This window comes from Janthinobacterium lyxosi, assembly GCF_051380665.1.
Taxonomy (GTDB): Bacteria; Pseudomonadota; Gammaproteobacteria; order Burkholderiales; family Burkholderiaceae_D; genus Janthinobacterium.
In genome coordinates this window covers 49,965-67,927 of sequence record NZ_JBNYXM010000016.1, presented here as the reverse complement: position 1 = coordinate 67,927, position 17,963 = coordinate 49,965, and the positions used below count along the sequence as shown (strand labels likewise).

Below are 17,963 nucleotides of genomic sequence, written 5' to 3'. Positions count from 1 at the left end.
CCGCTGCTTTGGAATGCTGCTGCCTGATGGCCGCTGGCACGCCGCAGCATGAGACCACGTCAGGCACACTGATGCGGTCGGCGGCTTTGGTCGTGCGTGATATTAAAAATGTGAAAGTTTTATTTCGCATGAATTATATCGGATGGCTGCCATGTTCAAAAATACTCCCCCGCTGCGAGTTTGACTGGTATCAAAATATATTTTCATGATCTGGAATAAAGTCAAATGGTCGGGTGTGGATTGCCCTTCTTGGTGATTTATTTTGAGAAATTTATTTTGGGGGCATCATGTCTAATGAAAATTTCAAGTTTATTTCTTTTGAATCCGGGCTTGAAAGGATTGCACATGCCAGAAAAGAACTGGGATTGACCGAGCAAAATACAACGGTGCTGACTTCGCGAGATCCATTTGCGCAGCGCATACGCGAGAGCCTCAGTATCCGCAAGCTTCCAGCGGGCTTCCAGAAATGGCAATTACCGTTCGCGTTGACCGGAAAAGGGGCGCAGTTCTTTATTTCCGTCGCTCAAGCGGGAGCTGGCGTGGAGGAACACTTGCATGAGGAAGGCGACGGCATACGGGTCATCGTGTCCGGCTCCATCGAATACGCCGGGCTCGAGCTGACGGCCGGCGATTGGATGTTCATTCCGCAGAACGTGCCATATGCATTTAATGCGGGCAAATACGGCGCGACCATGTTTTATTGTTACGCATGTTGCTGCGTTCCAAATTAATCGATCATTGACGTATTGTTTATGTCGATATTGGCGCAATTCGGATCGGCGTCGCGGCTTTTTATTGGCCGATCGTCTGTGCCTTGCAAGATAATTTATTGCATATTCATGTGGAGGCAGTATGAACGATATGCGGGGGAAGATAACGGAAGTGATATTCCAGGTTGAATATCCGGATGGGACGAGCAAGATATCAAAATTCGTGCCGGAATTCAGGCTCAATGCCATGCTGTTTTCAGACTGCCTGATGACGCCTGAAATGAAAGAGAAATTCACTGTGTCCGAAGAGGATTGGAAAAAGAATCCTGCCATGATTATTGTCGACGGAGAAATCCTTAAGGCTAATTGTGATTGGCCAGATTGCCAGCAAGCGTGATTGACAATGCAGCGGCCCCATGCGAGTGGCGCGGGCCGCGGGCCACCGGGTGTAACGGTGGCTCCCGGCCCGGCCAGACGGCCTCAGTTCGTCTCAACCGGCACCGTCTCCGGCAGCGCCGCCGGGTCCGTCGGCGTCTCCACATCCATGTCCAGTGTTTTCACGCCATTCATGTCGATGAATTCATCGTACAGCCACTCGCCATCGACCTGGCTCAGGCCTGCCGGCACGGCGCGCGTGACTTGCGGGCGCGTCGAAAGGGCCGTGCGCATGTAGTCGATCCAGATCGGCATGGCCAGGGTCGAGCCGAATTCGCGTCCGCCCAGCGATTTCGGTTCGTCATAGCCCATCCACGCCACCGCCACGATGCCGCCGCCGTAGCCGGCGAACCAGCCGTCGACGGCGTCGCTGGTGGTACCAGTCTTGCCGGCGATGTCGCTGCGTCCCAGTTTTTTCGTCGCCGCTGCGCCCGTGCCCGTGCGGGCCACCTCGCGCAGCATGCTGTCCATCACGAAGGCGTTGCGCGGGTCCAGCGCCAGGGTCTTGTCGTCGTTTGGCGCGGGCGGCTTGGTTTGCATCAGCACCGTGCCCTTGGCGTCGACGATGCGGTCGATCAGGTAGGGTTCCACCTGGTGGCCGCCATTGGCGAACAGGGCGTAGGCGCCCGCCATCTGCACGGGCGTGACGGAACCCGTGCCCAGCGCCATGGTGAGGTTGCTGGGCTGGCGCGCCGGGTCGAAACCGAATTTTTCCATAGAATCGTGCGTGTAGGGCACGCCCAGCGCGCGCAGGATGCGCACCGAGGCCACGTTCTTCGATTGCGCCAGCGCATAGCGCATGGTGATGGGGCCGTCGAACTTGAAGTCGTCATTCTGCGGCGCCCACACCTTGCCGCCCGCCTGCATCTCCAGGGGCACATCGTTGATCAGGGTGGCCGGCGAAAAGCCTTTTTCCAGCGCCGCTGAATACACGAAGGGCTTCATGGCCGAACCGGGTTGGCGCCAGGCCTGCGTGACGTGGTTGAACTTTTGCAGGTTGTAGTCGAAGCCGCCCACCATGGCGTGGTAGGCGCCCGTGTCGGCATCGAGCGAAACGAAGGCGGCGGCCACCAGCGGCACTTGCGTGATACCCCAGTTGCCCTTGCCATCCTTGGCGATGCGGATCACGGCGCCTGGGCGCAGCTTGATGCCGGCGCTCGCCTTGCTTGAGAGCGCAGGGGCGGCAAAGCGCAAGCCCTCGCCCGTGATGGCCTTGGCGTCGCCATCACCCGTGTCGGCCACCACCTTGCCGTTGGCGACTTGCGTGACGACGGCGGCGATCAGGCCGTCGCTGTCCGGGCGTTTTTGCAGCGCAGCATCGATGGCGTCGTCGCGCTGCTCGGGATCGGGCGGCATGTCGATGAAGGTTTCCGGGCCGCGGTAGCCGTGGCGCTGGTCGTAGGCGATGACGTTGCGGCGCGTCGAGGCGTAGGCCGCGTCCTGGTCCGCTTTCAGGATCGTCGTGTAGACGCTGATGCCCTTGATATAGCTGTCTTCCTTGTACTGGGCGTAGACGGCCTGGCGCGCCAGTTCGGCCACATATTCGGCATGCGTGTCGAAACCCTGTTTGCCGCGGGTATTGATATGCAGCGGTTGCGCCAGCGCCTGCTGGTACTGGCCTTCGCTGATGTAATCGAGTTCGCGCATGCGTTTCAAGACCAATTGCTGGCGCGCGTGCGCCTTCTTCGGATTGCTGATCGGGTTGTGGCGCGAGGGGTTTTGCGGCAGGCCCGCCAGCATCGACATTTCGGCGATCGACAGTTCCGACAAAGGCTTGCCGAAGTAGGTCTGCGCTGCGCTGCCGAAGCCGAACGAGCGCTGGCCCAGGTACATCTGGTTCATGTACAGTTCGAGAATCTGGCCTTTTGACAGGGCCGCTTCGATCTTCAGGGCCAGCATGATTTCATTGAGCTTGCGCGAGGCGACTTTTTCGCGCGTCAGGAAGAAGTTGCGCGCCACCTGCATGGTGATGGTGGAGCCGCCGCCGTGGCCGAAGCCGTGGCGCAGGTTCGACAGCACGGCGCCGCCGGCGCGCACGAAGTCGATGCCGTGGTGTTCGTAGAAGCGGCCATCCTCGATGGCCAGCAGGGCTTTTTTCATCATTTCCGGCACTTGCGCAATCGGCACGAAGTCGCGGTGCTCTTCGCCGAATTCGCCGATCAGCACATTGTCTGCCGTGTACACGCGCAGCGGTATCTTCGGCTGGTAGTCGGTAATGACGCCCAGCTCGGGCAGGCGCGGGCGCACGTACAGGAACAGGTAGGCGGCCAGCAGCACGGCTGCGGCCAGCGCGGCGGTGCCGGCGAGGATGACGCCGCGCACGGTGGCGCGGCGGGAAGGCCAGGGGAATCCGGATCGATTGGCAGTCAAGGCAGTCTCACGTGAGCGTGCAAGGCACGGTGGCAGCGATTATAGACCAATGCGCCAGCGCTTCCTGTGCGGGCGGGGCGGCGTGGCCGGCCTCCGGGACCGGGTGCAAAAAACCTTTTCATCGAAACGCGGCTGTGCGATAGTCTCGGCTTCAAGAAAATAGCCCGGGCCTCGATCCGGGCTGTTTATTTTATATAATTAAGGATTTATTTATGGCAAAAGATGCAATGCCGAGCGCCGTGAAGCCGTATATTCCGGCCGATGCGAAGCTGCCCGAGATGACCTTCCGCGCGCTGTTCATGGGCGTCATCCTGGGGATGGTCTTTGGCGCCTCCTCGCTGTACCTGGTGTTGAAAGTGGGCCTGACCGTCAGCGCCTCGATTCCCGTCGCCGTGATCGCCATCACCCTGTTCGGCCTGGCCAAGAAGGTGGGCGGCAAGGATTCGTCGATCCTGGAAAACAGCATCACGCAAACGGCCGGTTCGGCCGGCGAATCGCTGGCCTTCGGCCTGGGCGTGACCATGCCCGCCATCCTGATCCTGGGCTTCGACCTGGAAATTTCGCGCGTCATGCTGGTCGGTATCCTCGGCGGCCTGCTGGGCATCCTGATGATGATCCCCATGCGCCGCACCATGATCGTCGACCAGCACAAGGAACTCAAATTCCCCGAAGGCACGGCGTGCGCCGAAGTGCTGAAGGCGGCCGCCACGGAAGAATCGCGCATCGCCGCCGGCGAAAGCATCGACAAGGATTCGGCCGCCGCGCTGGACGCCAAGCGCCGCGCCAAGATCATCTTCGGCGGCTTCGCCGTGGGCTTGCTGTATAAAGTGTTCAATATCTCGTTCAAGGGCTGGAAGGATACGCCGGGCGTGGAATTTGCCGCGCCGCTGAAGGGCGGCTCCATCGGCGCCGAGATTTCGCCTGAATTGCTGGGCGTGGGCTACATCATCGGCCCGCGCATCGCCGCCACCATGGCGGCCGGCGGCGTGCTGTCGTACCTGCTGCTGATCCCGATGATCAAGTTCTTCGGCGACAGCCTGACCACCGTGCTCTCGCCGGGCACCAAGTTGATCAGCGAAATGGGCGCCGACGACGTGCGTAGCGCCTACGTGTTGTACATCGGCGCGGGCGCCGTGGCCGCCGGCGGCCTGATTTCGCTGGTGCGCGCCATGCCCATGATCTGGCGCAGCCTGTCGGCTGGCCTGAAGGGCATCGGCAAGGGCGTCAAGAGTGATTCCACCCTGCGCACCGACCAGGATATTCCCCTGAAATGGGTCATCATCGGCTGCCTGTCCATCATCGCCGTGATCACCTTCGCCACGCCGTTGCACATGAACTTCCTCGGTGCGCTGCTGATCCTCGTCTTCGGCTTCCTGTTCGCCACCGTGTCGTCGCGCCTGACGGGCGAAATCGGCTCCTCGTCGAATCCGATCTCCGGCATGGCCGTGGCCACCTTGCTGTTTACTTGCCTGATCTTCCTGATCATGGGCTGGACGGGCGGGCGTTATTATGTGACTGCCCTGTCGGTGGGCGCCATCGTGTGCATCGCCGCCAGCAATGCCGGCACCACGTCGCAGGATCTGAAAACCGGCTACCTGGTGGGCGCCACGCCGCGCCTGCAGCAGTACGCGATCCTGGCCGGCGCCTTGTCGTCGGCCCTGATCCTCGGTCCGATCCTGCTGAAACTGAACGAAGCGAGCACCGTCTACGTGCCGGCCGCGCAAGTGGCGCCTGGCCTGACGGTCGACGCGTCCAAGCTGACGGTGACGGGCGAGCTGCATGGCCCGCAAGCCGACACCGACCACAATACGTATAAAGTCTGGCAAAAGACGGATACCGTGGGCGGCCCGGCCGGCAAATATTTTGTCAAGGACGATGGCCAGCTGGCTTACCTGGTCGATCCGGGCATCAATGGCCATTACAGCAAGCGTCCCGACGGTTCGGAAGTGAAAAAATACGATGCGCCGAAGGCCGTGCTGATGTCCTACATCATCAAGGGTATCCTCGACCAGCAACTGCCGTGGACCCTGGTGCTGTTCGGCGTGATGATCGCCGTGGTGCTGGAAATGGCCGGCATCCCGTCGCTGGCGTTTTCCGTGGGTGTGTACCTGCCGCTGTCGTCCACCTTGCCGATCTTCGTCGGTGGCCTGGTGCGCTGGCTGGCGGACCGCCGCAACAACAAGCTGGAACACAACGCAACACTGAACGAGGAAGAACGCCAACTGGCGGGCGACCGCAGTTCGGGCGTGCTGCTGGCATCGGGATACATCGCCGGCGGCGCGCTGGCCGGCATCATCATTGCGATCACGGCCGGCGTGCTGACGCACTTCGACCAGATGATGGCCGACTGGGCCGAGCACGGCAATCCGTTCTACGCAGGCTTGCACTCGGATGCGCTGTCCCTGCTGCCGTATGCGCTCATCATCGTGCTGCTGTACATTGTGGCGCGCGAGAAGAAAGCGTCGCAGGCGTAGAGCGCCATCCATCCGCATTTTCAGCAAAGAATGCCCGGGTGATACCGGGCTTTTTTGTGCGCGCCGCAGGCCTGTGCAGGCATTTTGTTGTGAAAATGAAATCAAATATCGCCAGATGGTGTATTGTAATTGCTATTTAAAATACAACAAACTGGAGTTCTCCTTATGTCCCCACTGCGATGCCGCAACAAGTTGCACGGTTTTATCCACGTTGCCTTGCTGGCGGCCTGTCCGGTCCTGCATGCGGCGCCGTTTCCCGTCGAGGCCATGTTTGAAGCGGAATCCGCGGCGCCGGCCGGCCCTTGGGTGCAAGAGTACCTTGGCAGCAACGTGGTTTCCGGCGGCGGCTATCTGAGTACGCCTGCCAACCTGGTGCGCGCCGATACGCCTGGTGCGGCGGCGGAGTTGTCGTACACCGTGGCCGTACCCCGTGACGGCAACTATACGGTCTGGCTGCGCGTGCTGGCGCCGGCGGCGAACGCCGCATCGCTGTACCTGGCGCTTGACAATGGCGCCTATGCCAGCGTAGCCGTGCCGTTCATTTACGGCCAGGCCGCGCAGTGGACCTGGGTGCCTGTCACCGGCTGGCTCGCCGCCGGCGAACGCGAACTGAAGCTCAAGTACCGGGAAGGGGGCCTGGGGATCGATTGCCTGCTGGTGACGGCGCTCGCCGATTTTGTGCCGCAAGGTTATGGCGTGTACCCGCTACCTACCGTGCTGCCGCCGCCAGGGGAGCATCCGCGCCTGTTTGCCCGACTGGGGGACCTGGCTGCGATACGCGGCCGTTTCGAGTCGACTGCGCAAGAAATGGTTTCGCACCGCGCTGCCCTGAATGCGTTTATCCAGGCGCCAGCCGTGGTCGCGCTGCAGCCGCTGCCCGTGTTCGTACCCGGCGCTCCGGCCATGACCAACCACCAGATCGATGTCGTGAGCAGGATCAAGGCGAAGGCGCTGCACTTTCTCCTGTACGAACGCAGTGGCCAGCCGGCGCAGGCGCAGCGGGGCAAGGAAGCCGTGCAAATGCTGCTCGACTACCTGGCCGCCGTCCGCTTTTCGCCCGGTTACAACTATCCGAACGACAAAGGCGAGATCATCCTGGCCAGCGCCATGGTGTATGACTGGTGCTTCAATCTGATGAGCGTGCAGCAGCGCGCCTATGTCGTCACGCGCTTTACGCAGATGGCCGCCACGATGGAAATCGGCTTTCCGCCGTCGCGGCAAGGCGCCGTCGTGGGCCATGGCAGCGACAACCAGCTGCTGCGCGACCAGCTATCGGCCGCCATCGCCTTTTATGACGAGGCGCCCCTGGTCTACAACATCGTTGCCGGACGCTTCTTTGCCGACTATATTGCGCCGCGAAACTACGCCTACGCTTCGCAAGCCCATCACCAGGGCGCATCCTACGGCAAAGTGCGCTTTCTGTCGGACATGTACGCCGCATGGATATTCCGGCGCATGGGAGCCGCTCCCGTGTTCGATCCCGTGCAGCAGATGACGCCGTATCACTGGCTGTATGCGCGCCGCCCCGACGGGCAATGGATGCGCGATGGCGATGTCTACCATTCGGCCTATAGCAACAGCACCGAATACTGGGGCGAACCGCTGGCCTACATGCTGCCCGCCACCTACTACAATAATTCCACGTTAAAACATGAGTATCTGAGACAGCCGATCAACTTTATCCATGCCAAGGATAGTATCTGGCCTGTCCTGCTTGGCAATACGGCCATGGGCAGCACGCCCAGTCCCGCCACCTTGCCATTGACCAAGTATTTCCCTGATCCCGCCGGCTTGATGATAGCCCGCACGGGCTGGACCGATGGCATGCATGTGGAATCAGGCAATGTGCTTGCCACGATGAAGCTGGGCGGCGACTGGTTTGGCAACCACGAGCATTACGACGCCGGGCATTTCCAGATTTATTACAAGGGTGGCTTGGCCATCGATTCGGGCATTTATAGTGGCAAGGATGTTGCCGATCCTAGCATCTCCCTGGAATACGGCAGCGCGCATGACATGAACTATCACAAGCGCAGCATCGCGCATAACACGATGCTGGTGTATGATCCCGACGAGAATTTTGACGGCTATGCCAATGATGGCGGACAGCGTTTTCCGGGCGAGGAGCCGCAAACCCTGGCGGAATTGGCCAACGGCTACAAGGTGGCCACTGTGCTCAGGCACCAGGTTGGCCCCCAGGCGCAGGCGCCGGACTACAGCTACATCAAGGGTGACCTGACGGCCGCGTACAGCAGCAAGGTGCGCCAGTTCCAGCGCTCATTTGTGTTCCTCAATCTCAAGAGTACGGATCATCCGGCCGCACTGGTCGTCTTTGACAAGGTCAGCGCCAGCGATGCGGGGTTCAAGAAGACCTGGCTGCTGCATAGCCAGTCCGAACCGGAAATCAGCGGCGACACGGTGGTCATCGAGCGCACGGAATGGGACTATAACCATACCTACCAGTACAACGGCAAGCTGATCAACCGCACCTTGCTGCCGGCGAATGCCGTGCTGGTCAAGGTGGGTGGCAGCGGCAATGAATTCAGCGTCGGCGGCACGAATTATCCGATCCAGCCTGAAGCCGACTATTCAACCGAGGAAGCCGGCGCCTGGCGGCTGGAAGTCTCGCCGCCGGTTGGCAACGAAACAGACCTGTTCCTGAATGTCATGCAGGTGATGGATGCCGGCAGCGCGCTGCCTGCGCTGCCCACGACGGCCATCGATTCGCCGCTGCTGACCGGTGTGAAAATCAAGGATCGCGTGGTGCTGTTTTCCAGGAGCGGCTTGCCGCTCGACGGGGCTGTCACGGTCGAGTTGCCGGCACAGACCGCATCCATGCAAGTCCTGGTGACGGATTTGAAAGAAGGCGTCTGGACTGTCCGCAAGCGCGGCACGGGCAGCCCTATCGAGGATGAGGTGACTGCCGAGGCCGGCACCTTGTATTTTGTCGCCCTTGGAGGAGGGCTGTACGATCTGCAGCGTACCGATGCCAGCGCCCGGCGTGCAGCGGCCGCATTGCCAGGCTCACCGGCCGTGCCGTAAGAGGCCAGGTGAAATGGGTCGCGCCGCCAGTTGCGCCGCGCTGGCGTAGATGGTCACGTGTTCGGCCGCCAGCTGGCGCAGGTGCTCGAAAAACGCCTGTGCCGGAATGCACCACGACGCCGCATCGCCAACCTGGCCGTTCACGCGCAGGCCGGCGGCGTCAAATTCCCGGTGAAAGTACTCGCGCAGGTCGCCACGACTGGGATGGTCGATGCGGCGCTGTGCGACTGCAGGATCGAAAGGCCGCACGGGCACTTCCCAGCGCCGGCCGGCGTGGTCCAGGCAGGCCAGCAGCTTTGTATCGTCTTCCCACACGGGCACGGGAAAGGCGTCGCCCATGGCGTCCTCCAGTGCGTGATAGAACGTCACCGGCCCCATGGAGATGCCGAGACCAAGCACCTTGGCGTGGTCGCAGCCGATAAACCTCTGCCAGGGCGAGTCCATGCCGAAGATCGAGGGCGCGCGGTGGTGCGCCTCGGTGAGATCGGCGGCATGGCGGCCCCACGCGGAGACGGAATGGGTGGGGTGGATACTGCGCCGGACACCGGCGCTGGCGAGGAACGCTTCGGGCAGGCGTCCCATGTGCGTGCCATGGCGGCGCGGGTCGAACACATAGTCTGGCATGGCGCAGGTGGCGCGCACCGTGCCGCCGGGCAGATAGTAGGTGGGCAGCAGCAGGGTGCCTTGCGGGCCGACGGCGTCCTGCAGGGCGCGTATCACCGCCAGCGCGCCGCCTTCCACGTAGCCCAGGCTTTTCAGCGAAGAATGGATGAATAGCGTTTCTCCCTGAACGATGCCGAGCCGCGCCAGGCCGGCCGCCAGGGCGGCGCGCGTCACGTGGGGTGCGTTGTGGCGCACGTGCCGGGCGCTGGCGGCGCGGTGCCACGCTTCCAGCGCGGCCCTGGCGGTCCGCTTGGCCCCTTCAAGCATCGCCGGCTTCCCGTTCCATCGCCAGTTCCAGCAGGTTCGCATCGATGCAGAATTTGGCGGCCCAGTTCAGGTAAGCCCAGGTGCCGTAGTCGCCATCGATGGGAAACGAGCCCTTGACGCCGCCGCGCGCGTGCGCGGGGCCGTCGATGCTGACCGAGCGCCGCACGTAACGGTTCAGGCGGCGCCCTGCGTCGAGGTAGTGCCGCTCGCCCGTGAGCTGGTACAGCAGGAACAGGCAATGCGCGTTTTGCGCGGAACCCGTGAGGCAGGCGTAGCTGGTCCCCGGCTGGAAGTCCGGGCCGAGGCGGCCCGCCAGGTAGCCATTGGCCGCCACGGCCTTGGCGATGCCCGTGCCGGTGCGCACGGCGGCGTGCCGCAGGTCGGCGCGCGCCGAAAAACGGTGCGCTTCGAGCAGGCCGCGCAAGGCGTAGCCGATGGTATGCGTCAGGGGCAATAGCGGGTTGTCCAGGCAGTTCGACGCGAACCAGCCGTTGGGGTGCTGTTTGCTCAGCGCCCAATCGACCTGGCGCAGGCCGGCCGCGCCATAGCCGTGGCCCGGCGCGATGCGGTCCGCCTCGAACAGGCCCCACGCCACATGCGTTTCGTAGGCCTTGTCGCCGGCGCTGGCGAACGGTGTCGGATGCCGGCGCCAGCAGCCGTCGGCATCCTGGCTGTCGCGCAGCCAGCTTGCCGCGCGGTGCATGGCGTCCTGGTATGCCGCGCCGTACGCTTGCACGCCGGCGGCCAGGCCAAGCAGGATTTGCCCCGTGTTGAAGGTGACGGGCACGCGCGGCGTCGAATCGATCTTCCCGCCCTGGAAACCGCCTTGCGGGAACTGGATGGCCACGCACCAATCGAGCATGCGGCGCACGCGCCCGTGCAGACCATCGTCGCCCGTGCGCTGCGCCACGGTGATGAGGGTGGGGATGATGTAGCCGGTGGTCTCCGGGTAGGAGCTCGACCAGCCTGTCAGCAGGCTGTAGTCGCGCGCGACGCCGCCGTCGTTTGAACTGGAATGGTCTTGCGCCGCGCATAGCCAGGCGGTGCAGGCCTTGACGACGGCTTGCGGTCCGGGGTCGACGGCGGGCAGGCCGCACCGGTCCGACAGCCTCTCCATGCGCGCCGCCGCCGGCAGGCTCGCTTGCGGCGCCAGTGTGTTCCTGATCTTCGTGAGCAAGGTGTGCATGGCAGCGCTGGCGTGGTGGTTGGCTTTGGTTACTGTAGCGCTGGCAGCCGGCAGGGCCTTTGACTTGCCGCAAGCGAAGCGCGTCCGCATCGCTGCTGCCGGAATTGACGCATAATAGCTACTTCACCATCGTTGACGAGGCCCGCCATGAACAGCGTCACGCTTGAATACACCGTCGTCACCAATCCCGACTCCTTTGTCGGCTTCAAGTATTACGTCAAGGCAGGGCAGGCATTCGATGCCGATGATTTTGCCTATTCCTACAAGCTGAACCGGTCCGACCTGGACCCGGACAGCGTGCTGGCTACCCGCGAGGCGGCGGCCAATTTGCAGCCGGGCGAGTGGCTGACGGTGTCGCATTCGATTGCGGCGTAGCGGTCATACTACGTGTTTCTTCTTTCACTTTACCGGCCCGCCAGAGGTCTCTGCGTGTGAATCTTTCAGCATTTCCTGATATCTCTATTGTTCCAACCTTGGCTGAACACGCCAAAGCCCTCGCTGAACTGGTAGGACACAACCGTGAGCACCTGCACGCTTTCCTTCCCGCCGTGCTGCAATTGGCGTGCATCGACGATGCCAGGGCCTATCTGGAAGCCGCTGCCGCACGCGCCGCCAGTGGTGAAGTGCTGGAATGGCATGTTTTTTCCGGTACGGCTTTATGCGGCAGCATCCGCCTGAAAGACCTCGACGCAGCGGACCGCAATGCCAGAATCGGTTATTACCTGGCCCGCCAGTTCCAGGGCAGGGGCATTGCCAGCGCAGCGGTGCGCGCCGTCCTGGCGCATGCGTTTGGCGCGCTGCAGTTGCACCGCATCGAATTGCAGTGCGCGGCAGGCAATCATGCCAGCATGGCGCTGGCCGGGCGGCTGGGATTTATGCACGAAGGCGTGTTGCGGCAGGCGGAATGGTTAAATGGCGCGTTTGTCGACCTGCATGTCTATGGCTTGTTGCAGCCCGATTTTGTGCCGGATGGCGCGGCCCTCAGCCTGGCATGAACCAGGCGCGCAGTTCAGTCGTTCATCATGGTTTCCTCGGCTAGATGCCGAACACTTTCAAGATCGCATCGGTGAACCCCTCGAACCAGCTGCCCACCTTGCCCGGCTGCTTGCCGTGGCGCGGGGTTTCCTCGTACAGATAGACGCCGTTGGCACCGTCGAAGCGGTCGTTGAGCAAGGCTTGCTGGCCGCGCAGGTAGGGGATGAAGGTTTCGCTGCGCAGGGTCGAGTACAGCACGTCGGTGCTAAAGCCCAGGGTGGCGGACTGGCTGATGGAGCGGCCCTGGCCCGCCCGCTCCAGGCGCACGCCGCGGCAGCCGCGCACGATCAGGGTGACGGGGCCGCGAAAGACGATGAAGCGCAGCTGCAGGGTGAGCCAGGCATGCAGGCTGCCCAGGCGCCAGTGGCTGGACATCGCCAGCGGCTGGCCCGTGTCGCAGATCAATCCCACCAGCCCCCGCGGCTGGAACACGAGGGCGCTGCCGGCCGGCAGGTGCAGGACGGCGATTTCCAGCAGCGGGTCGTCGCTGGCGGAAATCGTCACGGATGCTGGCACGTCGCTGTGCAGGCGCGTCAGCGCCACCATGCCGGCAGCCAGGCTGGTAAATGGAAAGCGCCAGTCCAGCAGCCACTGGGTGCGCTTGCGCGTGCTGACGGGCGACGATTGCAGGTATGCGGGATGGATCAGCATCTGTTGCCCAGGCTTTAGCTGCAAGGCCTGCGAGACGGCGGAGATGCGCGATGCGTCATGCTGTGGCAGCGGCAGGGCGGCGCCATCGGCCTGCAGTTCGCGCGCAAGCGACAGCGGCGGCAAACGCGAGGCCAGGGGCGCCAGCACGAAGTAAAAGAAGGCCTTGATGGCAACGGGCAGCAGGATGGCCGACAGCACCAGCAGGGCGGCCGTGGGCGCCACGTCCAGTACGGGGCCGCGCCAGCGGGCGATCCAGTTGCGCGCCAGCTGCGCTTCGCCGGCCGTAATCGCCGCCTGCACGGGCGCCTGCGCGCCGGCCAGCGCCGCATTGTCGATGGCAAATGGCGCGGGAAGGGACGCATTGTTGGTGCGGGCGCGCTGCGCCAGCCAGGCACGATAAGCTTGCAGGTTGATGTCGCGCAGGCGCTGGCCTTGCGCTTCGAGCTGCGACAGCTGAGCGTAAGCGTCGCTGCCGGGCAGGCGGGCCGCCAGCGGGTGCTGCGCTTCCAGTTCCCGGCGCTGGCGCAGGTTGTGCTGCAGCGCGGCATACGCGCTGACGTGTGCGGCATGCAGGCGCGCCAGCGTTTGCCGCGCATCTTCGCCGCTGATGGCCGCCTGCAGGGCGGTCAAATAACGGGCTTCCTGTACCAGTACTTCGATCTCCACGCGGCGCATGGCTTCCTCCTGCGCGTGCATGGCCAGGGTGCTCGTGTCGGGCAGGGGGAGGGTGAATAGCGAAGGCTGCTGCAGCGCGCGCAGTTGGCGCAATTGCGCCTGCACTTCCTGCAGGCGGGCCGCGATGGCCGTTTGCGAGGCCTGTTGCAGGGCGTTGGTCCGCGCCGTGGCGGCACCGGCCAGGCCGGCACCATGATGATCGGCGCCGTCGGCGGCCAGCCTGAGCGCGGCGACCGCCTGGCTGCCGGCGCTGTAGGCGCGCCATTCGGCCAGCAACAGGCGTCCGGCCAGCAGGATGACGATGAACAGCGCGAACTGCAGCGCGTGGCGCAGCAGGAAGCGCAGGATGGCCGTCAGCAGATGGCGCAAGGAGAGTCCGCCTTAGCTGGCCGCGCTATCGGCATCAAAGCAGCATTTCTTGTACTTCTTGCCGCTGCCGCAGCGGCACGGGTCGTTGCGGCCCGTCTTCGGCACTTCGCGCAGCACGGTGGCGCCGGACTGGCTGTGTGCCTGGCTTTTCAGGTGGCGCTGGCGCGCCCAGGCGGCGTTGATGGCGATGACCGCGGGAATCACGCCATCCATGGCCGTTTCAGCCGCATCGTCGTCGAGCTCGCTGGCAGCGGCCAGGTGCTGAAACGGCGCCAGGTACTCAGGGTGGCTGACGGCCAGGGCCGCCCATTGGGGCTTGTCCAGGTTGGTGCCAAGCAGGAAGCCTGCACACCAGGCGGGCACGCTCCATTCCGGGCCGCATACGTAGATGGGCTCGAAGCTGTCCGGGTCCTTCGCCAGCCATTCGACCATGTAGGCGTGGTGGCGCTGCGCCAGGCTGGCCGCACGTTCGCTGGCCTCATCCTGTGCAGGCAAGGCGCTGCCGGCCGCCTTGTCCCAGACCCATGGCAGCCATTGTTCCGGCGTGATCTGCTTCGGGCTCAGGGCGACGGCCGTCACGAAACCTTCCAGCATCGACACGTCCATGGCATGGCCGGCCAGGGTAGGCGCGGCCAGCAGGGTGTCGAGTTCGGCGTATTCGTCGTCGGAGAGGGGCGTGGTGGTAGATATGCTGGACATAATAATCTTTGGTGATGTGGGTGGAGTGGCCGGTGGCCCTGGCGGTATTGTACCGCCCGGTAAGGGTGAAACTGCTGCTGGAATAAAAAACGGCGGCCCGCAGGCCGCCGTTCTGATCTACAGCAAGACGCTTACTTCACGCCGTGCATCAGTTTGTTGATCAGCGGTGCGATCAGGAACAGTACGACACCGGCGCCCAGCAGGGACCAGAAGCCGAAGGTATAGCCGGACAGGGCCGACTGCACCGACATGCCGCTCGTGCCGCTGACGTGGCTGGCGAAGATGCCCGACAGGTTGTTGCCGATACCGGTCGACAGGAACCAGCCGCCCATGCCCAGGCCAACCAGGCGCACTGGCGCCAGTTTGGTGACCATCGACAGGCCGATAGGCGACAGGCACAGCTCACCGATCGATTGCAGCACGTACACAGTGGTCAGGGTCCAGAACGGGATCTTGTTATCGGCGCCAACCAGGCTCGACAGAGCGAAGATCAGCAAGCCGAAGGCCAAGGCATTCCCCAGCAAGCCCAGGCCGAATTTGCGCGGGATCGATGGGTTGACGTTGTGGCGCGCCAGGAAGACCCAGATGGCGGCGATGATAGGCGCGAAGACGATGATGGCGACCGAATTGACCGTCTGGAAGTAGGCGGTCGGGAAGATCCAGAAGCCCAGGTCGCGATTGACGATTTTGTCAGCCAGGAAGGTAAACGAGCTGCCTGCCTGTTCGAAGAACATCCAGAACAGGATGTTGAAGACGAAGATCAGCAGCATGGCGATGACGCGGTCGCGCGCCACTTTGCCGTTGCGGATGCCTTCGATCATCAGCATGAAGGCCAGGCCGATGAACAGCACGGTCAGGACGATTTGCAGTTTTTCAGCGCCGACGGTCAGCAGGAAGTACATCAGCGGGATCACGCACAGCGAGCCGACGGCCACCCAGACGACGCGCATCGGGTTGCCGGCACCGGCTTCCGGAGCGCCGATGCCCTTCAGGGCGCGGCGGCCGATGAAGAACCATACCAGGCTGATGATCATGCCGAAACCGGAAGCCATGAAGACCATCTTGTACGACGGCATGGCGCTGGTGCCGAAGATCGACTCGGCCAGCCACTGGGTGAAGACAGGGGCGACCATGGCGCCCATGTTGATGCCCATGTAGAAGATCGTGAAGCCACTGTCGCGGCGCGGATCGGCTGTCGTGTACAGCTTGCCGACCATGGTCGAGATGTTCGGCTTGAACATGCCGTTACCGACGATCATGGTGGCCAGGCCCAGGTTGAAGATGTCCTGGTTCGGTACCGAGATGCAGAACAGGCCGGCAGCCATGAAGACGGCGCCCAGCAGGATCGAGCGCTGGTAACCGATGACCCGGTCGGCGATGTAGCCGCCGAACAGGGCGCCGGCATACACCAGCGCGAGGAAGGAACCGTAGGTCAGGTTGGCCGCTGCCTGTCCCGAACCGTCGCCACCGTGGAACTGGGCAACGATGTACAGTACCAGCGCCCAGCGAACTCCGTAGAACGCGAAGCGTTCCCAGAATTCAGTCATGAACAACATCCACAATGGGCTTGGATGGCCCATAATCTGCTTGAACTCGGGAATAACGGCTTCCTTGTTGGGCGTAGTCGCACCGCTCATGCGGTTCCTCCTGAAAAATTATTATAGTCAATCGATACAACAAACTTATGGAAGCCTGCGGGCGGCGGGGACTCTCATGAAGAACCTCACGCACGGGAATTCCAATAGGCTGGCATTCTAATCTACAAATTGCGCTGCGCGAAGATTTCGATTCGCATTAGCAAGAATGACTGTTTCATATTGGTCAAACCGGTTTGCAGGCAAGGGCGGCCCGGGCGATTTGGCGGCGCCACAGCACAACTTGCCCGACTTGTCGTATATTAAGGCTGCAAGACCTTCGAGCATCGATTTTTAAAGGGATTTTTCGCATTATGGAACACGACGTTATCGATACTCTGGTTTCACCGGAAGGCCGCCTGGACGTGCTCTCCAAGACTGAAGTCAACAAATTGCTCGACACCAGCCAGGGCGGCCTGTACAACACCTTCCGTCGCTGTGCGCTGGCGGTCTTGAATTGCGGCAGCACCATCGACGATGGCCGCGCCTTGCTGGAGCGCTACCAATCGTTTGAAATCTCCATCATCCAGCGCGAGCGCGGTATCAAGCTCGACATCAAGGGCGCGCCGGCCATCGCCTTTGTCGACGGCAAGATGATCAAGGGCATCCACGAGCACCTGTTTGCCGTGCTGCGCGACATCATTTTCGTCAGCGACGAAGTCACGGGCAACCCGAAATTCGACTTGCAGAGCACGGAAGGCGTGACGGACGCCGTCTTCCACATCCTGCGCAACGCGAACGTGCTGCAAACCCAGCTCAACCCCAACCTGGTCGTATGCTGGGGCGGCCACTCGATCAATCGCGCCGAATACAACTATTCGAAGGAAGTGGGCTACCAGCTGGGCTTGCGTGGCCTCGATATCTGCACCGGTTGCGGCCCGGGCGCCATGAAGGGACCCATGAAGGGCGCCACCATCGGCCATGCCAAGCAGCGCCTGCACAATGGCCGCTACCTGGGCATCACGGAGCCGGGCATCATCGCCGCCGAATCGCCGAACCCCATCGTCAATGACCTGGTCATCATGCCGGACATAGAAAAACGCCTGGAAGCGTTCGTGCGCGCGGGCCACGGCATCGTCGTGTTCCCCGGCGGCGCCGGCACGGCCGAAGAGATTTTGTATATCCTCGGCATCCTGCTGCACCCGGACAATGCCGAAATCCCGTTCCCCTTGATCTTCACGGGACCGGAAACCTCGCGCGAATATTTCGTGCAGATCAATCAGTTCATCAGCGACACCCTGGGCCCGGAAGCGCAGCAGCGCTATAAAATCATCATCGACGACCCGGAACTGGTGGCGCGCGAAATGCTCGAAGGCATACGCCAGGTGCGTGAATTCCGCAAGGCGCACAGCGATGCGTATTACTTCAATTGGCTGCTGAAGATCGACCACGAGTTCCAGAAACCGTTCCACCCCACGCATGAAAACATGCGCAACCTGAGCTTGCACAAGAATCAGCCCACGCACTTGCTGGCAGCCCAGCTGCGCCGCGCGTTTTCCGGCGTGGTGGCGGGCAACGTCAAGGACGACGGTATCCGTTCGATCGAAGAGCACGGCAACTTCGAAATCCATGGCGACAAGGACATCATGGGCCCCATGGATGCGCTGCTGGCATCGTTCGTGGCGCAGCACCGCATGAAGCTGGCGGGTACCGCGTATGTGCCTTGCTACACCGTGATCCAGTAAGCAGCCTTGAAGTCATCGCGCTGCCCGACGCCGCGTTTGCCGGGGCGGGCAGCGTCTTTCAATCTACG

General features: G+C 62.5%; 13 protein-coding genes. 7 read left to right on the top strand and 6 right to left on the bottom strand.

From position 1 onward, the window contains the following. The first annotated feature begins 287 nt into the window (after positions 1 to 287). Positions 288 to 731 (top strand): cupin domain-containing protein, encoded by a 444-nt coding sequence (locus ACQ4WP_RS18025; RefSeq protein WP_436522964.1) that lies wholly within the window; start codon positions 288 to 290, stop codon positions 729 to 731. Positions 732 to 852: 121 nt separating this feature from the next. After that, entirely contained in the window at positions 853 to 1,107 is a 255-nt protein-coding gene (locus ACQ4WP_RS18020) for a hypothetical protein (protein WP_436522962.1), read from the top strand. Between the two features lie 83 nt (positions 1,108 to 1,190). Here the strand turns inward: ACQ4WP_RS18020 and ACQ4WP_RS18015 are convergent, their stop codons facing one another. Next, complete coding sequence (locus ACQ4WP_RS18015; protein WP_436522960.1) at positions 1,191 to 3,515, bottom strand: penicillin-binding protein 1A; 2,325 nt, start codon at positions 3,513 to 3,515, stop codon at positions 1,191 to 1,193. Between the two features lie 212 nt (positions 3,516 to 3,727). Between ACQ4WP_RS18015 and ACQ4WP_RS18010 the strand changes: the two genes are divergently transcribed. After that, positions 3,728 to 5,989, top strand: coding sequence for an OPT family oligopeptide transporter (locus ACQ4WP_RS18010; RefSeq protein ID WP_436522958.1), 2,262 nt, complete (start codon positions 3,728 to 3,730; stop codon positions 5,987 to 5,989). Positions 5,990 to 6,154: 165 nt separating this feature from the next. Then, positions 6,155 to 9,031, top strand: coding sequence for a heparin/heparin-sulfate lyase HepB (gene hepB / locus ACQ4WP_RS18005; RefSeq protein ID WP_436522956.1), 2,877 nt, complete (start codon positions 6,155 to 6,157; stop codon positions 9,029 to 9,031). Here the strand turns inward: hepB and ACQ4WP_RS18000 are convergent. Both ACQ4WP_RS18000 and ACQ4WP_RS17995 read right to left on the bottom strand, forming a co-directional pair. After that, entirely contained in the window at positions 9,014 to 9,961 is a 948-nt protein-coding gene (locus ACQ4WP_RS18000) for an AAC(3) family N-acetyltransferase (RefSeq protein ID WP_436522954.1), read from the bottom strand. The genes hepB and ACQ4WP_RS18000 overlap by 18 nt on opposite strands. After that, entirely contained in the window at positions 9,954 to 11,147 is a 1,194-nt protein-coding gene (locus ACQ4WP_RS17995) for a prenyltransferase/squalene oxidase repeat-containing protein (protein WP_436522953.1), read from the bottom strand. The genes ACQ4WP_RS18000 and ACQ4WP_RS17995 overlap by 8 nt, the downstream gene beginning before the upstream one ends. A gap of 147 nt (positions 11,148 to 11,294) precedes the next feature. Here ACQ4WP_RS17995 and ACQ4WP_RS17990 point away from each other — a divergent pair, with 147 nt between their 5' ends. Together ACQ4WP_RS17990 and ACQ4WP_RS17985 are read left to right on the top strand one after the other, a co-directional pair. Then, positions 11,295 to 11,522 (top strand): hypothetical protein, encoded by a 228-nt coding sequence (locus tag ACQ4WP_RS17990; RefSeq protein WP_353656770.1) that lies wholly within the window; start codon positions 11,295 to 11,297, stop codon positions 11,520 to 11,522. After that, entirely contained in the window at positions 11,489 to 12,142 is a 654-nt protein-coding gene (locus ACQ4WP_RS17985) for a GNAT family N-acetyltransferase (protein WP_436522951.1), read from the top strand. Before ACQ4WP_RS17990 ends, ACQ4WP_RS17985 begins: the two co-directional genes overlap by 34 nt. 40 nt (positions 12,143 to 12,182) lie before the next feature. On the opposite strand, the gene ACQ4WP_RS17980 is transcribed toward ACQ4WP_RS17985, so the two are convergent. From ACQ4WP_RS17980 to ACQ4WP_RS17970, 3 genes are all read right to left on the bottom strand, one after another. Then, the gene (locus ACQ4WP_RS17980; RefSeq protein ID WP_436522949.1) at positions 12,183 to 13,877 is read right to left on the bottom strand and encodes a hypothetical protein; all 1,695 of its coding nucleotides are present in this window, start codon (positions 13,875 to 13,877) and stop codon (positions 12,183 to 12,185) included. Positions 13,878 to 13,889: 12 nt separating this feature from the next. Continuing rightward, positions 13,890 to 14,576 carry a UPF0149 family protein gene (locus tag ACQ4WP_RS17975; protein WP_436522947.1) on the bottom strand — a complete coding sequence of 229 codons (687 nt, stop codon included), beginning with the start codon at positions 14,574 to 14,576 and terminating at the stop codon, positions 13,890 to 13,892. A gap of 131 nt (positions 14,577 to 14,707) precedes the next feature. Continuing rightward, positions 14,708 to 16,156 (bottom strand): peptide MFS transporter, encoded by a 1,449-nt coding sequence (locus ACQ4WP_RS17970; RefSeq protein WP_436523111.1) that lies wholly within the window; start codon positions 16,154 to 16,156, stop codon positions 14,708 to 14,710. Between the two features lie 368 nt (positions 16,157 to 16,524). Between ACQ4WP_RS17970 and ppnN the strand changes: the two genes are divergently transcribed. After that, positions 16,525 to 17,895, top strand: coding sequence for a nucleotide 5'-monophosphate nucleosidase PpnN (ppnN, locus tag ACQ4WP_RS17965; protein ID WP_436522945.1), 1,371 nt, complete (start codon positions 16,525 to 16,527; stop codon positions 17,893 to 17,895). The last annotated feature ends 68 nt before the right edge of the window (positions 17,896 to 17,963 follow it).

Excerpts from the sequence above, each read along its gene's own strand:
- ACQ4WP_RS17970 (WP_436523111.1), bottom strand. The coding sequence starts at position 16,156 with ATGGGCCATCCAAGCCCATTGTGGATGTTGTTCATGACTGAATTCTGG.
- ppnN (WP_436522945.1), top strand. The coding sequence starts at position 16,525 with ATGGAACACGACGTTATCGATACTCTGGTTTCACCGGAAGGCCGCCTG.
- ACQ4WP_RS18025 (WP_436522964.1), top strand. The coding sequence starts at position 288 with ATGTCTAATGAAAATTTCAAGTTTATTTCTTTTGAATCCGGGCTTGAA.
- ACQ4WP_RS18000 (WP_436522954.1), bottom strand. The coding sequence starts at position 9,961 with ATGCTTGAAGGGGCCAAGCGGACCGCCAGGGCCGCGCTGGAAGCGTGG.
- ACQ4WP_RS17995 (WP_436522953.1), bottom strand. The coding sequence starts at position 11,147 with ATGCACACCTTGCTCACGAAGATCAGGAACACACTGGCGCCGCAAGCG.
- ACQ4WP_RS17990 (WP_353656770.1), top strand. The coding sequence starts at position 11,295 with ATGAACAGCGTCACGCTTGAATACACCGTCGTCACCAATCCCGACTCC.
- ACQ4WP_RS18020 (WP_436522962.1), top strand. The coding sequence starts at position 853 with ATGAACGATATGCGGGGGAAGATAACGGAAGTGATATTCCAGGTTGAA.
- hepB (WP_436522956.1), top strand. The coding sequence starts at position 6,155 with ATGTCCCCACTGCGATGCCGCAACAAGTTGCACGGTTTTATCCACGTT.
- ACQ4WP_RS18010 (WP_436522958.1), top strand. The coding sequence starts at position 3,728 with ATGGCAAAAGATGCAATGCCGAGCGCCGTGAAGCCGTATATTCCGGCC.
- ACQ4WP_RS17975 (WP_436522947.1), bottom strand. The coding sequence starts at position 14,576 with ATGTCCAGCATATCTACCACCACGCCCCTCTCCGACGACGAATACGCC.